The sequence below is a fragment of the Pseudomonas sp. G166 genome, assembly GCF_037027455.2.
In the GTDB taxonomy this organism is placed as follows: Bacteria; Pseudomonadota; Gammaproteobacteria; order Pseudomonadales; family Pseudomonadaceae; genus Aquipseudomonas.
The window spans coordinates 6,281,675-6,296,243 of sequence record NZ_CP146985.1; the positions used below are offsets into that span (position 1 = coordinate 6,281,675).

General features: G+C 60.7%; 13 protein-coding genes. 5 read left to right on the forward strand and 8 right to left on the reverse strand.

What is annotated here, in order from left to right; all coding sequences use genetic code 11:
- Positions 1 to 7: 7 nt before the first annotated feature.
- The 7 genes from ssuD to argE all read right to left on the reverse strand — a co-directional run bounded on the left by ssuD (position 8) and on the right by argE (position 8,443).
- A complete protein-coding gene (gene ssuD, locus SGN16_RS27935; RefSeq protein ID WP_210641901.1) occupies positions 8 to 1,156 on the reverse strand; it encodes an FMNH2-dependent alkanesulfonate monooxygenase in 1,149 nt (382 codons plus the stop codon).
- A 25-nt stretch (positions 1,157 to 1,181) separates the two neighbouring features.
- Complete coding sequence (locus SGN16_RS27940) at positions 1,182 to 2,147, reverse strand: sulfonate ABC transporter substrate-binding protein (protein ID WP_210641903.1); 966 nt, start codon at positions 2,145 to 2,147, stop codon at positions 1,182 to 1,184.
- An 88-nt stretch (positions 2,148 to 2,235) separates the two neighbouring features.
- Positions 2,236 to 2,829: an NADPH-dependent FMN reductase gene (gene ssuE, locus SGN16_RS27945; protein ID WP_210641905.1), complete on the reverse strand. Its 594-nt coding sequence runs from the start codon at positions 2,827 to 2,829 to the stop codon at positions 2,236 to 2,238.
- A 307-nt stretch (positions 2,830 to 3,136) separates the two neighbouring features.
- The gene (locus SGN16_RS27950; protein ID WP_210641907.1) at positions 3,137 to 3,775 is read right to left on the reverse strand and encodes a peroxiredoxin; all 639 of its coding nucleotides are present in this window, start codon (positions 3,773 to 3,775) and stop codon (positions 3,137 to 3,139) included.
- 285 nt (positions 3,776 to 4,060) lie between these two features.
- Positions 4,061 to 5,383 (reverse strand): OprD family porin, encoded by a 1,323-nt coding sequence (locus SGN16_RS27955; RefSeq protein ID WP_210641909.1) that lies wholly within the window; start codon positions 5,381 to 5,383, stop codon positions 4,061 to 4,063.
- 471 nt (positions 5,384 to 5,854) lie between these two features.
- A complete protein-coding gene (gene argA, locus SGN16_RS27960; RefSeq protein ID WP_210641911.1) occupies positions 5,855 to 7,153 on the reverse strand; it encodes an amino-acid N-acetyltransferase in 1,299 nt (432 codons plus the stop codon).
- A gap of 132 nt (positions 7,154 to 7,285) precedes the next feature.
- Positions 7,286 to 8,443, reverse strand: a complete 1,158-nt coding sequence (gene argE, locus SGN16_RS27965) for an acetylornithine deacetylase (RefSeq protein WP_335944630.1) — start codon at positions 8,441 to 8,443, stop codon at positions 7,286 to 7,288.
- Positions 8,444 to 8,601: 158 nt separating this feature from the next.
- Between argE and SGN16_RS27970 the strand changes: the two genes are divergently transcribed.
- Entirely contained in the window at positions 8,602 to 9,969 is a 1,368-nt protein-coding gene (locus tag SGN16_RS27970) for a CYTH domain-containing protein (protein WP_335944664.1), read from the forward strand.
- Positions 9,970 to 10,124: 155 nt separating this feature from the next.
- Here the strand turns inward: SGN16_RS27970 and SGN16_RS27975 are convergent, their stop codons facing one another.
- Positions 10,125 to 10,595, reverse strand: coding sequence for an Lrp/AsnC family transcriptional regulator (locus SGN16_RS27975; protein ID WP_210641914.1), 471 nt, complete (start codon positions 10,593 to 10,595; stop codon positions 10,125 to 10,127).
- 126 nt (positions 10,596 to 10,721) lie between these two features.
- On the opposite strand from SGN16_RS27975, the gene SGN16_RS27980 reads away from it, so the two are divergent.
- The 4 genes from SGN16_RS27980 to SGN16_RS27995 all read left to right on the forward strand — a co-directional run bounded on the left by SGN16_RS27980 (position 10,722) and on the right by SGN16_RS27995 (position 14,563).
- Complete coding sequence (locus tag SGN16_RS27980; protein ID WP_335944631.1) at positions 10,722 to 11,060, forward strand: hypothetical protein; 339 nt, start codon at positions 10,722 to 10,724, stop codon at positions 11,058 to 11,060.
- 145 nt (positions 11,061 to 11,205) lie between these two features.
- Complete coding sequence (locus SGN16_RS27985; protein ID WP_210641918.1) at positions 11,206 to 12,990, forward strand: GspE/PulE family protein; 1,785 nt, start codon at positions 11,206 to 11,208, stop codon at positions 12,988 to 12,990.
- 193 nt (positions 12,991 to 13,183) lie between these two features.
- Positions 13,184 to 14,104 (forward strand): SPFH domain-containing protein, encoded by a 921-nt coding sequence (locus SGN16_RS27990; protein ID WP_335944632.1) that lies wholly within the window; start codon positions 13,184 to 13,186, stop codon positions 14,102 to 14,104.
- Between the two features lie 9 nt (positions 14,105 to 14,113).
- On the forward strand, positions 14,114 to 14,563 hold the full coding sequence (locus SGN16_RS27995) for an NfeD family protein (protein ID WP_210641921.1): 450 nt from the start codon (positions 14,114 to 14,116) through the stop codon (positions 14,561 to 14,563).
- The last annotated feature ends 6 nt before the right edge of the window (positions 14,564 to 14,569 follow it).

The window sequence follows — 14,569 nt, forward strand, 5'->3', positions numbered from 1 at the left end:
GGCCGCCTCAACTCTGGGACGCGGCTTTGGGAAGGATGTCGTTGGCGACCATTTCACCGAACGGGCTCACATAACCCTGGCTCTTCGGCAGTTCCGGGCGCTCCACGTCCAGATGCGGAAACAACAACTCGGCCACGCGGTAGGACTCTTCCAGGTGTGGATAACCAGAGAAGATGAAAGTGTCGATCCCCAGGTCGGCGTACTCCTTGACCCGCGCCGCCACAGTCGGACCATCGCCCACCAACGCCGTGCCGGCACCGCCACGGACCAGACCGACACCGGCCCAGAGGTTGGGGCTGACTTCCAGCTTGTCGCGTCGGCCACCGTGCAACGCGGCCATCCGTTGCTGGCCTACCGAATCGAAGCGCGCCAGAGAGGCCTGGGCACGGGCAATGGTCTCGTCGTCCAGATGGGAGATCAATCGGTTGGCCGCTTGCCAGGCTTCGGCGTTGGTCTCGCGCACAATTACATGCAGGCGGATGCCGAAGCGTACGGTGCGACCGAGCTTCGCCGCCTTGGCCCGTACCTGTTCGATTTTTTCCGCGACGGCTGCGGGCGGCTCGCCCCAGGTCAGCACCATTTCCACCTGCTCGGCGGCCAGATCCTGGGCGGCTTCCGACGAGCCGCCGAAATACAGCGGCGGACGCGGCTGCTGGATCGGCGGATAGAGCAGCTTGGCGCCCTTCACACTGATGTGTTCGCCGTCGTAATCCACGGTCTCGCCTTCCAGCACCCGGCGCCAGATGCGGGTGAATTCCACCGACGCCTGATAGCGCTCTTCGTGGTTCAGGAACAAGCCGTCGCCGGCCAATTCGTCCGGGTCACCGCCAGTCACCAGGTTGAACAACGCACGTCCGCCGGACAAGCGGTCCAGGGTCGCGGCCTGACGCGCCGCTACCGTCGGGGAAATGATCCCGGGGCGCAGGGCGACGAGGAATTTCAAGCGCTGGGTCACCGGAATCAGCGACGCGGCCACCAGCCAGGAATCCTCGCAGGAGCGCCCGGTGGGAATCAGCACGCCCCCGAAACCCAGTCGATCCGCCGCCTGGGCGATCTGTTGCAGGTAGCCGTGATCGACCGCGCGGGCGCCTTCGGCGGTGCCAAGGTAATGGCCGTCGCCGTGGGTTGGCAGGAACCAGAAAATATTGAGGCTCATGGAGTGGTCTCCTAAAGGAATCGAATTACTGCGCGTTCGCAACGGCCGCCGGCGGCGTCCAGATCACGTCCTTGATGCTCAAGGGCTTAGGGATCAATTTGAGCTGGTAGAAGCTGTCGGCGATCTTCTGCTGCGCCGCCACCACGTCCGGAGTGAGGAACAGTGCTCCGTAGCCCTGGCGCTTCACCGAGGTGAGCGTGATATCGGCAGGCAGGCCGAGCAGCGGCGATACCTGCTTGGTCACATCTTCAGGGTTGGCCTTGGACCACTCGCCCACCGCACGCACTTCTTCCACCAGGGTGGTGATGACCTGGGGATTTTTTTGCGCATAAGGTTTGGTGGCGAGGTAGAACTGATGGTTGTCAACGATGCCCTTGCCATCACGCAGGGTGCGCGCCTGCAACTGTTGTTCGGCGGCAGCCTGGTACGGATCCCAGATCACCCAGGCGTCGACACTGCCACGCTCGAACGCCGCGCGGGCGTCGGCCGGCGGCAGGAAAACAGTCTGGATATCGGAATATTTCAGGCCCGCATCCTCCAGCGCCCGCACCAGCAGGTAGTGGACATTGGAGCCTTTGTTCAGCACGACTTTCTTGCCCTTGAGGTCTTGCACCGACTGGATGGGCGAACCCTTGGGCACCAGGATGGCCTCGCTGGCGGGCGCTGGCGGTTCGTAAGCGACGTAGAGCAGATCGGCGCCCGCCGCCTGGGCGAACACCGGCGGGGTTTCACCGGTCACGCCAAAGTCGATGGAGCCGACGTTCAAGCCTTCGAGCAACTGCGGGCCGCCGGGGAATTCGGTCCATTGCACATCCACGCCTTGGGCAGCGAGACGTTTTTCCAACGAGCCCTTGGCCTTGAGCAGCACCAGGGTGCCGTATTTCTGATAACCGATCCGCAAGGTCTCGGCTTGGGCTTGGGTAATGACGCCGAAGGACACAGCCGCAGCAAACAGAGCGACCAGCCCGCGACGCAAAATGACAGTGCGCATGGCGCCTCTTCTTTTTGCTGTGGGGGTTTGGCTGCACCTGCTTGGCCGTTAGCGGCTGAGTAAGGTGAGTTGAATCTGGGGTTACGGTTCAAATGCTCCAGCGAGCACTCAACAAACGTTCGTTCAACACGCTGGGGTCCAACGGCTTGGGCCGACGGGCCATGGCGCTGAAAAACTGTTCCAGCGCTTCGTTCAGGCGTTGTTGCAAGGCCGGGGTCAACTGCGCCTGGGCGCTGCCTTCGCCGTAGGCGATCTGGCTGTCTTCGGCAAAAATACCGTGGAGCATTTCCTGGGCCTTGAGCGCCGACAGCACCGGCTTGAGGGCGTAATCCACCGCAAGCATATGGGCGATGCTGCCGCCAGTGGCCATGGGCAGCACCACCTTATGGGCCAGGGCTCGCTCAGGCAGCAAGTCCAGCACGGTCTTCAGCGCTCCGGAAAAAGATGCTTTGTAGACCGGTGTAGCGATTAACAGGCCGTCGGCGTTTTCGATCTGCTGGAGCAGGTCAACCACCTTCGGGCTGTCGAAGCGGGCATGGAGCAGGTCCTCGGCCGGAAAATCGCGCACCTGATAGCTCACCACTTCCACACCTTGCTGCTGCAGCCAGCGTTGCGAGCGCTCCAGCAGCACCCCGGAGCGGGAGCGTTGGCTGGGACTGCCACCGAGTGAGACGACCAACATGCCTACCATTCCTCAACTGTCACGTGCGATTCGCAGTGGGCGATCTCGCGGTATGGAGCCAACCATAACAGGGAGACATATATATCTTTAAATCATATTTATTCATTTAGTTATTCGTTATAGATATATTCAAATTGCCTTATCCAGGGCATGAAAAAAGGCCGTCAAAACGGCCAAAACCCTTGGTGCACAGTGATTCCCCTGTGGGAGCGAGCTTGCTCGCGATAGCGGTGTATCAGTCGACATCGTCGTTGGCAGATCCGACGTCATCGCGAGCAAGCTCGCTCCCACAGGTTCAGGTTTTGCGTCAGCGATTGGGCTGCGGGGTCAGGCGCAGGTAGGGCTTCACGGCGCGATAGCCTTTGGGGAAGCGCTGTTTGAGCTCCTCTTCGTCCTTGAGCGACGGCACGATTACCACTTCATCACCGTCCTGCCAGTTGGCCGGGGTGGCAACTTTGTAGTTATCGGTCAATTGCAAGGAATCGATCACCCGCAGGATTTCGTGGAAATTGCGCCCGGTGCTGGCCGGGTAAGTGATGGTCAGGCGAATCTTCTTGTTCGGGTCGATCACGAACAGTGAACGCACGGTCAAGGTATCGCTGGCATTGGGGTGGATCAGGTCGTACAGGTCAGACACTTTGCGGTCGGCGTCGGCCAGGATCGGGAAGTTGACGACAGTGTTCTGAGTTTCGTTGATGTCCTCGATCCATTTGTGATGCGAGTCCACCGGGTCAACCGAGAGGGCAATGGCCTTGACGCCGCGCTTGGCGAACTCATCCTTGAGTTTGGCGGTGAAGCCCAGTTCGGTGGTGCACACCGGCGTGAAATCCGCCGGGTGGGAAAACAGCACACCCCAGCTGTCGCCGAGCCATTCGTGGAAACGGATCTTGCCGGCGCTGGAATCCTGTTCGAAGTCGGGGGCGATGTCGCCCAGTCTGAGACTCATGGTGCGGCTCCTGGATAAGGTCTTGTTGAGCTCAACTGTGCACCGGTTTCGACGGCTTTAAAAAGAATAAATATTGATTTATTTAGAGCTATTAGAAATATAAAAAACTGTTCACTGGTATCACATCGCCGGCGGGACCAAGATCGTCAGCGAGGTTCGAGAAGGCCTCGAGTTGCTGAAAAGAGGAGAGGTTTCGAGAAAGGCTACAGGGGTGGGCCTGACTCGAAAACGCAAAAGCCCCGCCCGGCGTGTTGCCGGGCGGGGCTTTTTTTACTTCGCTACGTCTTACATGAAGTTGTAAGTGTAGTTGAAGATCAGGCGGGTCTGATCCTGGCTGTCGCCTACACCGCTACTGCGGTAGGTACCCTGACGCAGGGTAGTGCCGAAGCCTTTCAACGCACCTTGCTGGATTACGTAATCCACACGCATGTCGCGTTCCCACTCGGAGTAATCGCTTCCGCTGGCGCTGGCGGATTTGACGTCGTCACCACGCAGGTAGGCAACCGAGGCTTTCAGGCCTGGAACGCCCAAGGAAGCGAAGTCGTAGGAGTATTGGCCGAAGGTGGTGTTTTCACCGGCACGGACAAACCCGTTGATCATGCTGTCGGTGAACAGGTAGAAGCTCGCGCCGCCGGCACCTTCGGGACGACCGTTGCCGTTAACCACGTTGCCCTGGTTCAGGTATACGAAGCCACCGTCATCACCGACTTGCTGGTGACCCAACAGGAAGGCGCTGCCGCCCAGGGTGTAAGTGAACATCGCGCTCCAGGTCTTGTTATCGACCTCGCCCGCATGCTTGGCATAACCGCCGTTGTTGCTGAACCGATAACCCGCGTCCCCGTTGCGACCATCGGAGCTGCTGTCGAAGTAGCGCAGGTCAGTCTTGAAGGATTGACCTTCGCTGATCGGGAAAACATGCACCGCGCCCAGGAAGTGTTGCTTGTAGTAATCCTGCAGGTTGGCGTAGTAGTACTGCAGCGTCAGGTCTTTGGTGACCTTCCAGTCAGCACCGCCAAAGCGGAACTGGTTGCTGTCCTGGGTACCGCCCGCCACTGCCAGGCCGGTGCTGTTGCTCGATGCACGACCTGTAGCGTGTTCCAACTGACCGGCGTTGAACGTGACGTTGTCGATTTCCTTGGAGGTGATGGTGCCACCTTCAAAGGTCTGCGGCAGCAGACGACTATCGTTGGCGACCAGGATCGGCAGGTTAGGCGCCAGGGCACCGCCCAGGTGGGCCTCGGTCTTGGAGAAAAGCGCTTTTACGTTACCGGACAGACGGCTCCAATCATGTACCGCCGAACCATCAGTATCGGCTGGCATATAGGAGCCGTTGTTACGGCCCCGGCCGCCATCGAGACGAATACCAACCAGCGCCTGGGCGTCGATACCGAAGCCAACAACACCTTGAGTGAAGCCGGACTTGTAGTCGAACTTGAGGCCGGTGCCCGTTTCGCGCAGGTCCTCGCTACCCGTTTCATGGTTATCGTTATTGAAGTACAGGGTACGAGAACTGACAGACGCCTTGCTGTCTTCGATAAAACCGGCGGCGCCTGCCTGCTGCGCCAAAACCCCAACGGCCACAGCCAGGGCCAAGGTGGACTTGTTCATGCTTCGCTCCTCTCGTTTTCTAATTCTTGTGTGTCTTTGGTTCCGGATCGAACGCCCGGATTCCGCGGATGCGCGATTAGCGCCAGACCGTGACTGACAAGTCAATCGTAACCATTTGTGACTACGACTATGGTCTAACCCTGCTACACCGGCCCGCAGGATAATGGATTCTTTATAATTCCAAAAAGAATTGTTTCAATAGTTTTCAGCTCATTTCGACATATGGTCGCCATCACAGCACCATCAAGCCGTGACATGACTTATCGGCGACGCAGGGAATTACTGAACGATGATTCGTCGGGAATTTACGAGGCCCGCGAATTCTTGGCGACGAGATATGTTTACGCGCCTCCTGCGCCTTCGATCCTGTCACGACAGCTCGCGCATGCCGCGATCTTGACGTGTTCCAGACTAGCTGCTCATTGTCTGAAATCAAGAAGATCGCGCCAGCGCAAGCTTTCCTAAGGCCGCTTACAAAGACTTTTCGAAGATTTTCGAATTGCGCTGGTAGTTGTAGAGCGAAGCCCGCGCCGCTGGCAGTCGCTCGACACTGCTGGGTTCAAAGCCACGTTCACGGAACCAGTGGGCGGTCCGCGTCGTCAGCACGAACAGCGTCTTGAGCCCCTTGGCCCGGGCCCGGGTTTCGATCCGCTCCAGCAATTCGTCACCGCGCCCCCCGTGGCGGTACTCCGGGTTCACCGCCAGGCAAGCCAACTCCCCGGCGTCCGAATCGGCGATCTGGTACAGCGCGGCGCAGGCGATGATCATGCCTTCGCGCTCGACCACGCTGAACTGTTCGATCTCACGCTCCAGCACTTCGCGGGAACGCCGAACCAGGATCCCCTGCTCCTCCAGCGGACTGATCAGGTCCAGCAAGCCGCCAACGTCCTCGATGGCCGCTTCGCGTACCACCTCGAATTGTTCCTGGGCCACCAGCGTACCGCTGCCATCGCGAGTGAACAGCTCGGCCAGCAATGCACCGTCTTCGACATAACTGACGATATGGCTGCGGGCCACGCCGCCACGACATGCCTGTGCCGCCGCATCCAACAGTTCGGCCTGATAGTCGCTGCCCAGCCGTTGCATGTGGGCCGGGACCTGTTGCGGGCGCAATTCACGCACCAACCGACCGTCTTCGCCGATCAACCCCTGCTCGGCACCGAACAGCAGCAGCTTGTCGGCTGCCAGGTCGATGGCCGCCCGGGTGGCGACGTCTTCGCAGGCGAGGTTGAAAATCTCCCCGGTAGGCGAATAGCCCAACGGCGACAGCAGCACGATGGAGCGTTCGTCCAGCAGGCGATTGATGCCCTTGCGATCGACTCGACGGACTTCGCCGGTGTGGTGGTAATCCACGCCTTCCAGCACACCGATCGGGCGCGCGGTGACCAGGTTGCCGCTGGCGACCCGCAGCCGCGAGCCCTGCATTGGCGAGGACGCCATGTCCATGGACAGGCGTGCTTCGATGGCGATGCGCAACTGGCCGACCGCATCGATCACACATTCCAGTGTGGCCGCATCGGTAATGCGCATGCCGCGGTGGTAATGGGGGGTGAGGCCTCGTGCAGCGAGGCGGGTTTCGATCTGCGGACGCGAACCATGGACCAGCACCAGGCGCACGCCGAGACTGTGCAGCAGCACCAGGTCATGGACGATGTTGCCGAAGTTAGGGTGTTCCACCCCGTCGCCGGGCAGCATGACGATAAAGGTGCAATCGCGGTGGGCGTTGATGTAGGGCGAAGCGTGACGAAGCCAATTGACGTATTCGGGCATGAACCTGGGCCTGTAATAAATAACAGCCGAAAAAAGACGAAACGGAACGCACAGCGGGCTGGTGGTTATCGTCGGAACAGGCTTGGCGACACGCGCGCTCTCCTCAAGAATACGGGCCCGGATGTGGGCAATTTAGCCAGCCGTAGCCGGCGTCAGGCAGTAATGTCCGATCAACTGCCGCAACAATTGTACGGTAGGTTGCAAACGTGACATTTCAAGGTACTCGCCCGGTTGGTGGGCGCAGGCGATATCACCAGGACCGAGCACCAGGGTTTCGCAGCCAAGGCGCTGAAGATAAGGCGCTTCGGTGCCGAACGCCACTGCTTCGGCACGATGACCGGTGAGTCGCTCGGCCACCCGTACCAGCTCGCAGTCTTCGGCCTGCTCGAATGGTGGCACTTCGGGGAACAGCGGTGCGTAGTCGATCTTGACTTTATGGCGTTCGGCGATGGGGTCGAGTTTCTGCTGGATCGCCGCCCGCAACACTTGCGGGTCCATGCCGGGCAAGGGCCGCAGGTCGAACTCCATTGAGCACTGGCCGCAAATCCGGTTGGGGTTGTCGCCGCCGTGGATGCAGCCGAAGTTCAGGGTCGGCTGCGGCACCGTGAATTGCGGGTTACGGAATTCACGCTGCCATTGCAGGCGCAGGCCGCGCAGTTCGCCCATGGCGTCGTGCATGGCTTCCAGGGCACTGTGGCCCAGGCTCGGGTCGGAGGAATGACCGCTACGCCCGAGAATGTCGATGCGCTCCATCATCACGCCTTTGTGCAGGCGGATAGGCTTGAGGCCGGTTGGCTCACCGATTACCGCCGCGCGCCCCAATGGACGCCCGGCATCGGCCAGGGCCCGGGCGCCGGCCATGGAGCTTTCTTCATCGCAGGTGGCGAGGATCAGCAGTGGTTGCCTGAACGGTTGGTCCAGCAGCGGCTTGACCGCTTCGATCGCCAAGGCGAAAAAGCCTTTCATGTCGCAGCTACCCAAGCCAACCCAGCGGCCATCGACCTCGGTGAGTTTCAGCGGATCGGTCTGCCACAACGCGCCGTCGAACGGCACCGTATCGCTATGGCCGGCCAGCACCAGGCCACCGGGACCGCTGCCGAAACTGGCCAGCAGGTTGAATTTGCCAGGGCTGACCTGCTGGATATCGCAGGAGAACCCCAGGTCGCTGAGCCAGCCCGCCAGCAGCTCGATCACGGCACTGTTGGACTGGTCCAGCCCAGGCTGGGTACAGCTGACCGAAGGCGCGGCGATCAGGGCAGCGAACTGATCTTTCATGGACGGCAAAGGCATCGCTGGCTCCGGGCTTACAAGTTGATGTCCATCATAGAACCATCTGGAGCAAGGAATAAACCGCCACGGCGCGTAGGATGAGTGAGTCCTGTACACTGCACGGCCTTGGCAGCCACACCTTCCCCCGGCTGCGCACCCGATCCCTGGATTTTCCGGCCATGCAGAAAGAAACCGAAATCAAACTCCGCGTCAGCCGCGAGACCCTGGCAGCCCTGCGCGAGCACCCGCTGCTGAAAAAACGCAACAAGAGTGGCTGGGAACGCCATGAATTGATGAACCAGTACTTCGACACGCCTGGGCGTGACCTGGCCCGGGCCAAGGTTGCCCTGCGCCTGCGTCGCGACGGCGAAGAGGTGATCCAGACCCTCAAGACCCGTGGCCAGAGCATCGCCGGCCTGTCCGAGCGCAACGAATACGACTGGCACCTGCCCAAGGCCAAGCTCGATCTGAAGAAGCTCGACGGCGAGTGCTGGCCCGAGACCTTGGCCGAACTGGACAAGAAAACCCTCAAGGCCATCTTCACCACCGATTTCGTCCGCGAACGCGCCGAAATCGCCTGGGGTCGTGGCAAGAGCAAAGTGGTTATCGAAGCCGCGCTGGACCTGGGCCACGTGGTGGTCGGCAAGCAGAAGGAAGAAATCTGCGAGCTGGAGCTGGAGCTGCGCGAAGGCGAGCCCGCCGCGCTGCTGGAACTGGCCGCTGAACTGGCCGCGACCCTGCCGTTGATGCCCTGCGACATCAGCAAGGCCGAGCGTGGCTATCGCCTGTATGACGCGGGCAGCTATGCCCTGAGCCTGCCGGCCCCGCAACTGACCGCCGAAACGCCGCTGGACGACGCCTTCGCCGCGCTGAGCTGGCATTTGCTCGGCAGCAGCCAGCGCCTGGCCGAGCAATATCGTTTCAATGGCCACTGGCGCCTGTTGCAGGACTGGGTGGAAAACCTCGCCGAATTGCGCGCCCTGCTCAGCAGCCTCGGCCAGGCCGCACCGCGCCAATCGACGCATGATTTGCGCGTGGCACTCGACGCCCTGCTGGAAGACTGGCGCCCGCTGGTCCAGGCCGGCCTGGACGACGAAGACGTACGCAAGGCTGCGCCAGAACAGTTCCTCGAAGAACTGCAAGACCCGCGCTGGGGCCTGTTTTCCCTCAACACTTCACGCTGGCTGCTGGCTCGTAGCTGGGCCGCCGAGCGCAACACCCGCGGCAATCGCCAGGGTGCCGCGCAACTGGGCAGTTGGTTGCCACGCCTGCTGGGCGAAGAATCCTCGTCCCTGCAATTGCAACGCTATCAGCAGCAGCCGGAAGACCTCGCCGAGCAACTGCCGCGCATCGAACGCATCCAGGCCTGGCTCCACCACGCCCGTCATGTGCTGGAGATCCCGGAAATGGATCGCCTCTACGGTGAGCTGAATAAACTGGCGCAGTTGGCTAACGCACCGATCACCGACGAAGCGCTGGATGCGCGTAAACAACAGGCGATTGCGGTTTACCAGAATCGGGCCTGGAAGACTTTGCTGCGTCTGTAACCTCCAGCATCTGCTGCGCCTGTAATATTGCTATCGCGAGCAAGCTCGCTCCCACAGTGGATCTTCAGCGAACACACTATCTGTGTACGTCAGAGTCCCCATGTGGGAGCGAGCTTGCTCGCGATGGGGCCGGCACAGACACCGAAAAAACAAGCTCAGCGCATCACCGGCAAACTCGTCGTCGATTTGATTTCCGAAAGCGCCACGATCGAGTTCACTTCCTGGATCCCCGGCACCATCGATAGCTTCTCGAAAAAAAACCGCTCATAGGCCTCGATGTCTGCCGTGACGATACGCAGCAGGAAATCCACCGACCCCATCAGCACGTAACACTCCAGCACTTCGGGAAAACCGCGAATCGCTTCGGTGAATTCGGTGAAATTCGACCGGCCGTGGGCATTGAGTTTGATTTCGGCGAAGATTTGCGTATTGAGGCCGATTTTCTTGCGATCCAGCAACGTCACCTGGCCACGAATGATCCCCTCCTCCTTCATCCGCTGAATCCGTCGCCAGCATGGCGATTGGGACAAGCCTACCTGCTCGGCGATCTGCGCACTGGACAGCGAAGCATCTTCTTGCAGCAGTGCCAGTATCCTGCGGTCGTAGTTATCCAGCTCGCTATGCATTAACAAACCCCAAATACGCCATTACAAGAATCATACAATTCCCGCTTATCGCTAAATCACTCATCTTAGATAAGAAATACCGGGCAGCGCATGTAAATATTTCTCCCGTACCCAAGGAGACCGAACATGCCCCCATTCGAAGCCGTTGCCACGGCCCCGACTCGCGCCGACGTCTGGCACAGCGCAAATGCCCATTGCCGCGTGCAATACCATTTACTGGCCGAAGCCGAACCGGATCTGCTGTGCCGGGCATTGAACCTATTCGCCCTGCAGGGCCTGACACCGCAGTGGGCGCACGTCGAGCGCCACGACGACTTGCTGTCGTTGGAGGTCATCCTGGACGGACTGAGCTGGCATCGTGCCCAGGTCCTCGCGGAAAAATTGCGTAACTTGATCAGCGTGTGTTCGGTGGACCTGCAAGACGCTGCTATTGCGCGGGTTGAGCCGATCCAGGCGGCAGGCTGAAGGCGCCCAGGCAAGAATTCGAAACGCATTGGTCGGGTAGTGGCCCAACGGTCCATAGGGTCGGGACTATTCTTTTGCAGACCGAGCCAGGACGCCGAAGCGTCTGTATCGCGGCTTTGCTGCAATTTGTCCAATAGGAACCCACATGTCCACCAAACACGCCACTCAGGACCGCTGGCTGGACCTCAACGATCTGCTGCGCCAACTGGTCGCCCAGGGCTTCATCAGTCAGGATTCAGCCGAAACCGCGCTCAATGCCCGCCGACGCCATAGCGCCAATTCCCAGTTGCATCCATTGGAGTTCATCGCCAACCAGCACCTGGACGATCTCAGTCGCCCCGGCAAACGCCTGGACCTGGAGAGCCTGACCCTGTGGCTGTCCCAGCAGGCCGGCCAGCCCTACATGCGCATCGACCCGCTGAAAATCAACGTGGCAGCCGTGACGCCCTTGATGTCCTATGCCTTTGCCCAGCGCCACAAAATCCTCGCGGTGGCGGTCGATCGCGACGCCGTCACCGTGGCCAGCGCCCAGCCCTACGTCAGCAGCTGGGAAGCGGACCTGACCCATGTGCTCAAGCTGCCCGTCCAGCGGGTGGTCGCCAACCCGGTGGATATCCAGCGCTTGAGCGTGGAGTTCTATCGCCTGGCCAAATCGGTCAGCGGCGCCAACACAGTCGACCAGCAGCCGAGCAACCTGAGCAATTTCGAACAGTTGCTCAACCTGGGCGCCAGCGACCAGGAGCCGGACGCCAACGACGCGCATATCGTCAATATCGTCGATTGGTTGTTCCAGTACGCCTTCCAGCAGCGGGCCAGCGATATCCACATCGAGCCGCGTCGCGAACAGGGCACTGTACGGTTTCGCATCGACGGGGTGCTGCATACCGTCTATCAGTTCCCGCCGCAGGTAACGATGGCCATTATCAGTCGACTCAAGAGCCTGGGCCGGATGAACGTCGCGGAAAAACGCAAACCCCAGGACGGCCGGGTCAAGACCAAGACCCCGGACGGTGGCGAAGTGGAGTTGCGCTTGTCGACCTTACCCACGGCGTTTGGCGAAAAAATGGTCATGCGGATCTTCGACCCTGAGGTGCTGCTCAAGGACTTCGACCAACTCGGCTTCTCCGCCGATGACCTACGCCGCTGGCAAGACATGACCCGCCAGCCCAACGGCATCATCCTGGTGACCGGGCCGACCGGTTCGGGCAAGACCACGACCCTCTACACCACCCTCAAGAAGCTGGCGACCCCGGAGGTGAACCTATGCACCATCGAAGATCCGATCGAGATGGTCGAGGCGTCCTTCAACCAGATGCAGGTCCAGCACAACATCGACCTGACCTTCGCCGCCGGCGTGCGCGCGCTGATGCGCCAAGACCCGGACATCATCATGATCGGTGAGATCCGTGACCTGGAAACCGCCGAAATGGCGATCCAGGCTGCCCTCACCGGGCACCTCGTGCTCTCGACCCTGCACACCAACGATGCGCCAAGCGCCATCAGCCGCCTGCTGGAGCTCGGCGTCCCCCACTACCTGATCAAGGCCACGGTGCTCGGGGTCATGGCCCAGCGCCTGGTGCGCACCCTGTGCCCGCATTGCAAGGCGCCCCTGACCCTGGACGAAGACGACTGGCAAACCCTCACCCGGCCCTGGCAGGCTCCATTGCCAAGCAACGCCCAGCAGGCCGTCGGCTGCCTGGAGTGCCGCGACACCGGTTATCGCGGGCGCGCCGGGGTCTACGAAATCATGCAACTGACCGACAGCGTCAAGGCCTTGATCCACCCCGATACCGACCTGCTGGCGGTGCGCCGCCAGGCGTTCAAGGAGGGTATGCGCAGCCTGCGGCTCTCGGGGGCACAAAAGGTGGCGGCTGGCTTGACCACTGTCGAGGAGGTCCTGCGCGTGACGCCACAGAGCGAACAGAAGTAGCGGCAGCTCTATCCTCGCTGTGGGAGCAGGGCTTGCCCACGATGAAGACGACGCGGTCTGCCGGGGAAGCGAGGCGCCTGCATCGCGAGCAAGCTTTGCTCCCACATAGGTTTGTTCCTACATAGGGAAGATAGTGGCCGCTTGCCCTACACTCAGGGCTCGCAAGTCATTTCAATCCGAACAGGGAACAGTCATGCAGATCGGTAGCGTTCTTCTACTTTTTGTCGGCCTCGTAATCGCCATTCTATTCATGGGTTTCAAGGTTGTGCCCCAGGGCTACCAGTGGACTGTCGAACGGTTCGGCCGGTACACCAATACGCTCAAGCCTGGCCTGAACATCATCATCCCGGTGATGGATCGCATCGGTCGCAAGATCAACGTCATGGAAAGCGTGCTGGACATCCCGCCCCAGGAAGTCATCACCGCCGACAACGCCACGGTGCAGATCGACGCGGTGTGCTTCTTCCAGGTGGTCAATACGGCCCAGGCTGCCTACGAGGTCAATAACCTCGAACACGCCATCCGCAATCTGCTGCAAACCAATATCCGCACCGTGCTGGGGTCCATGGAGCTGGACGCGATGCTGAGCCAGCGCGACGGCATCAATGAAAAACTGCTGCGCACCGTCGATGAAGCCACGGCGCCGTGGGGTATCAAGATCACCCGGATCGAGATCAAGGACATCAGCCCACCGGCCGACCTGATGGCCGCCATGTCGGGGCAGATGAAAGCCGAACGAATCAAGCGCGCCCAGATCCTGGAGGCCGAAGGCCTGCGAGCGTCGGCGATTCTCACCGCCGAAGGCAAGAAACAGGCGCAAATCCTTGAAGCAGAGGGCAGCCGCCAAGCCGCATTCCTGGAGTCCGAGGCCCGTGAACGCCAGGCCGAAGCCGAGGCCCTGGCCACCAAGGTGGTGTCCCAGGCGATTGCCGACGGAAATGTCCAGGCCGTGAACTACTTCGTCGCGCAAAAATACATCGATGCACTGGGCCGCCTGGCCTCGGCCAATAACAGCAAGGTGATCCTGATGCCGCTGGAAGCCAGCCAGGTCATCGGTGCCGTCGGCGGCATCGGTGAGATCGTCAAGGCCACCTTTGACAGCAAGAAAGCCTGAGGCGCGCGTATGTGGGTGTTCCTGCAACAAATGTCGTACTGGGACTGGCTGGCGCTGGGTGTCATCCTGCTGATCCTTGAGGTGTTCGGCGCCGGCGGCTACTTGCTGTGGATCGGCATGGCCGCCGCAGCTGTCGGCCTGCTGACCTTCATCCTGCCGCAGATGTCGTGGGAGCTGCAGTTCCTGTTGTTCGGTCTGTTCGCCATCGCGACAGCACTGTACTGGTGGCGACGCCAGCGCAGCGCCATTCGCGAAAGCGATCAACCGTACCTCAACCGGCGAGGACAGGAGCTGATCGGCAAGGTATTCCCGGTTCATGAAGCGATTGTCGATGGACGCGGCAAGATCAAGGTGGCTGACAGTGTCTGGCTGGCCAAGGGTCCCGAGTCGTCCGTGGGTACGCGGGTCAGGGTGGTCGCGCAGGAAGGCGCGGTGCTGCAGGTGGAGCGGGCTGACTGAGAAGTC

Bases quoted from the DNA above. Each gene is read 5' to 3' on its own strand.
- ssuD (WP_210641901.1), bottom strand. From the start codon at position 1,156: ATGAGCCTCAATATTTTCTGGTTCCTGCCAACCCACGGCGACGGCCAT.
- SGN16_RS27940 (WP_210641903.1), bottom strand. From the start codon at position 2,147: ATGCGCACTGTCATTTTGCGTCGCGGGCTGGTCGCTCTGTTTGCTGCG.
- ssuE (WP_210641905.1), bottom strand. From the start codon at position 2,829: ATGTTGGTCGTCTCACTCGGTGGCAGTCCCAGCCAACGCTCCCGCTCC.
- SGN16_RS27950 (WP_210641907.1), bottom strand. From the start codon at position 3,775: ATGAGTCTCAGACTGGGCGACATCGCCCCCGACTTCGAACAGGATTCC.
- SGN16_RS27955 (WP_210641909.1), bottom strand. From the start codon at position 5,383: ATGAACAAGTCCACCTTGGCCCTGGCTGTGGCCGTTGGGGTTTTGGCG.
- argA (WP_210641911.1), bottom strand. From the start codon at position 7,153: ATGCCCGAATACGTCAATTGGCTTCGTCACGCTTCGCCCTACATCAAC.
- argE (WP_335944630.1), bottom strand. From the start codon at position 8,443: ATGCCTTTGCCGTCCATGAAAGATCAGTTCGCTGCCCTGATCGCCGCG.
- SGN16_RS27970 (WP_335944664.1), top strand. From the start codon at position 8,602: ATGCAGAAAGAAACCGAAATCAAACTCCGCGTCAGCCGCGAGACCCTG.
- SGN16_RS27975 (WP_210641914.1), bottom strand. From the start codon at position 10,595: ATGCATAGCGAGCTGGATAACTACGACCGCAGGATACTGGCACTGCTG.
- SGN16_RS27980 (WP_335944631.1), top strand. From the start codon at position 10,722: ATGCCCCCATTCGAAGCCGTTGCCACGGCCCCGACTCGCGCCGACGTC.
- SGN16_RS27985 (WP_210641918.1), top strand. From the start codon at position 11,206: ATGTCCACCAAACACGCCACTCAGGACCGCTGGCTGGACCTCAACGAT.
- SGN16_RS27990 (WP_335944632.1), top strand. From the start codon at position 13,184: ATGCAGATCGGTAGCGTTCTTCTACTTTTTGTCGGCCTCGTAATCGCC.
- SGN16_RS27995 (WP_210641921.1), top strand. From the start codon at position 14,114: ATGTGGGTGTTCCTGCAACAAATGTCGTACTGGGACTGGCTGGCGCTG.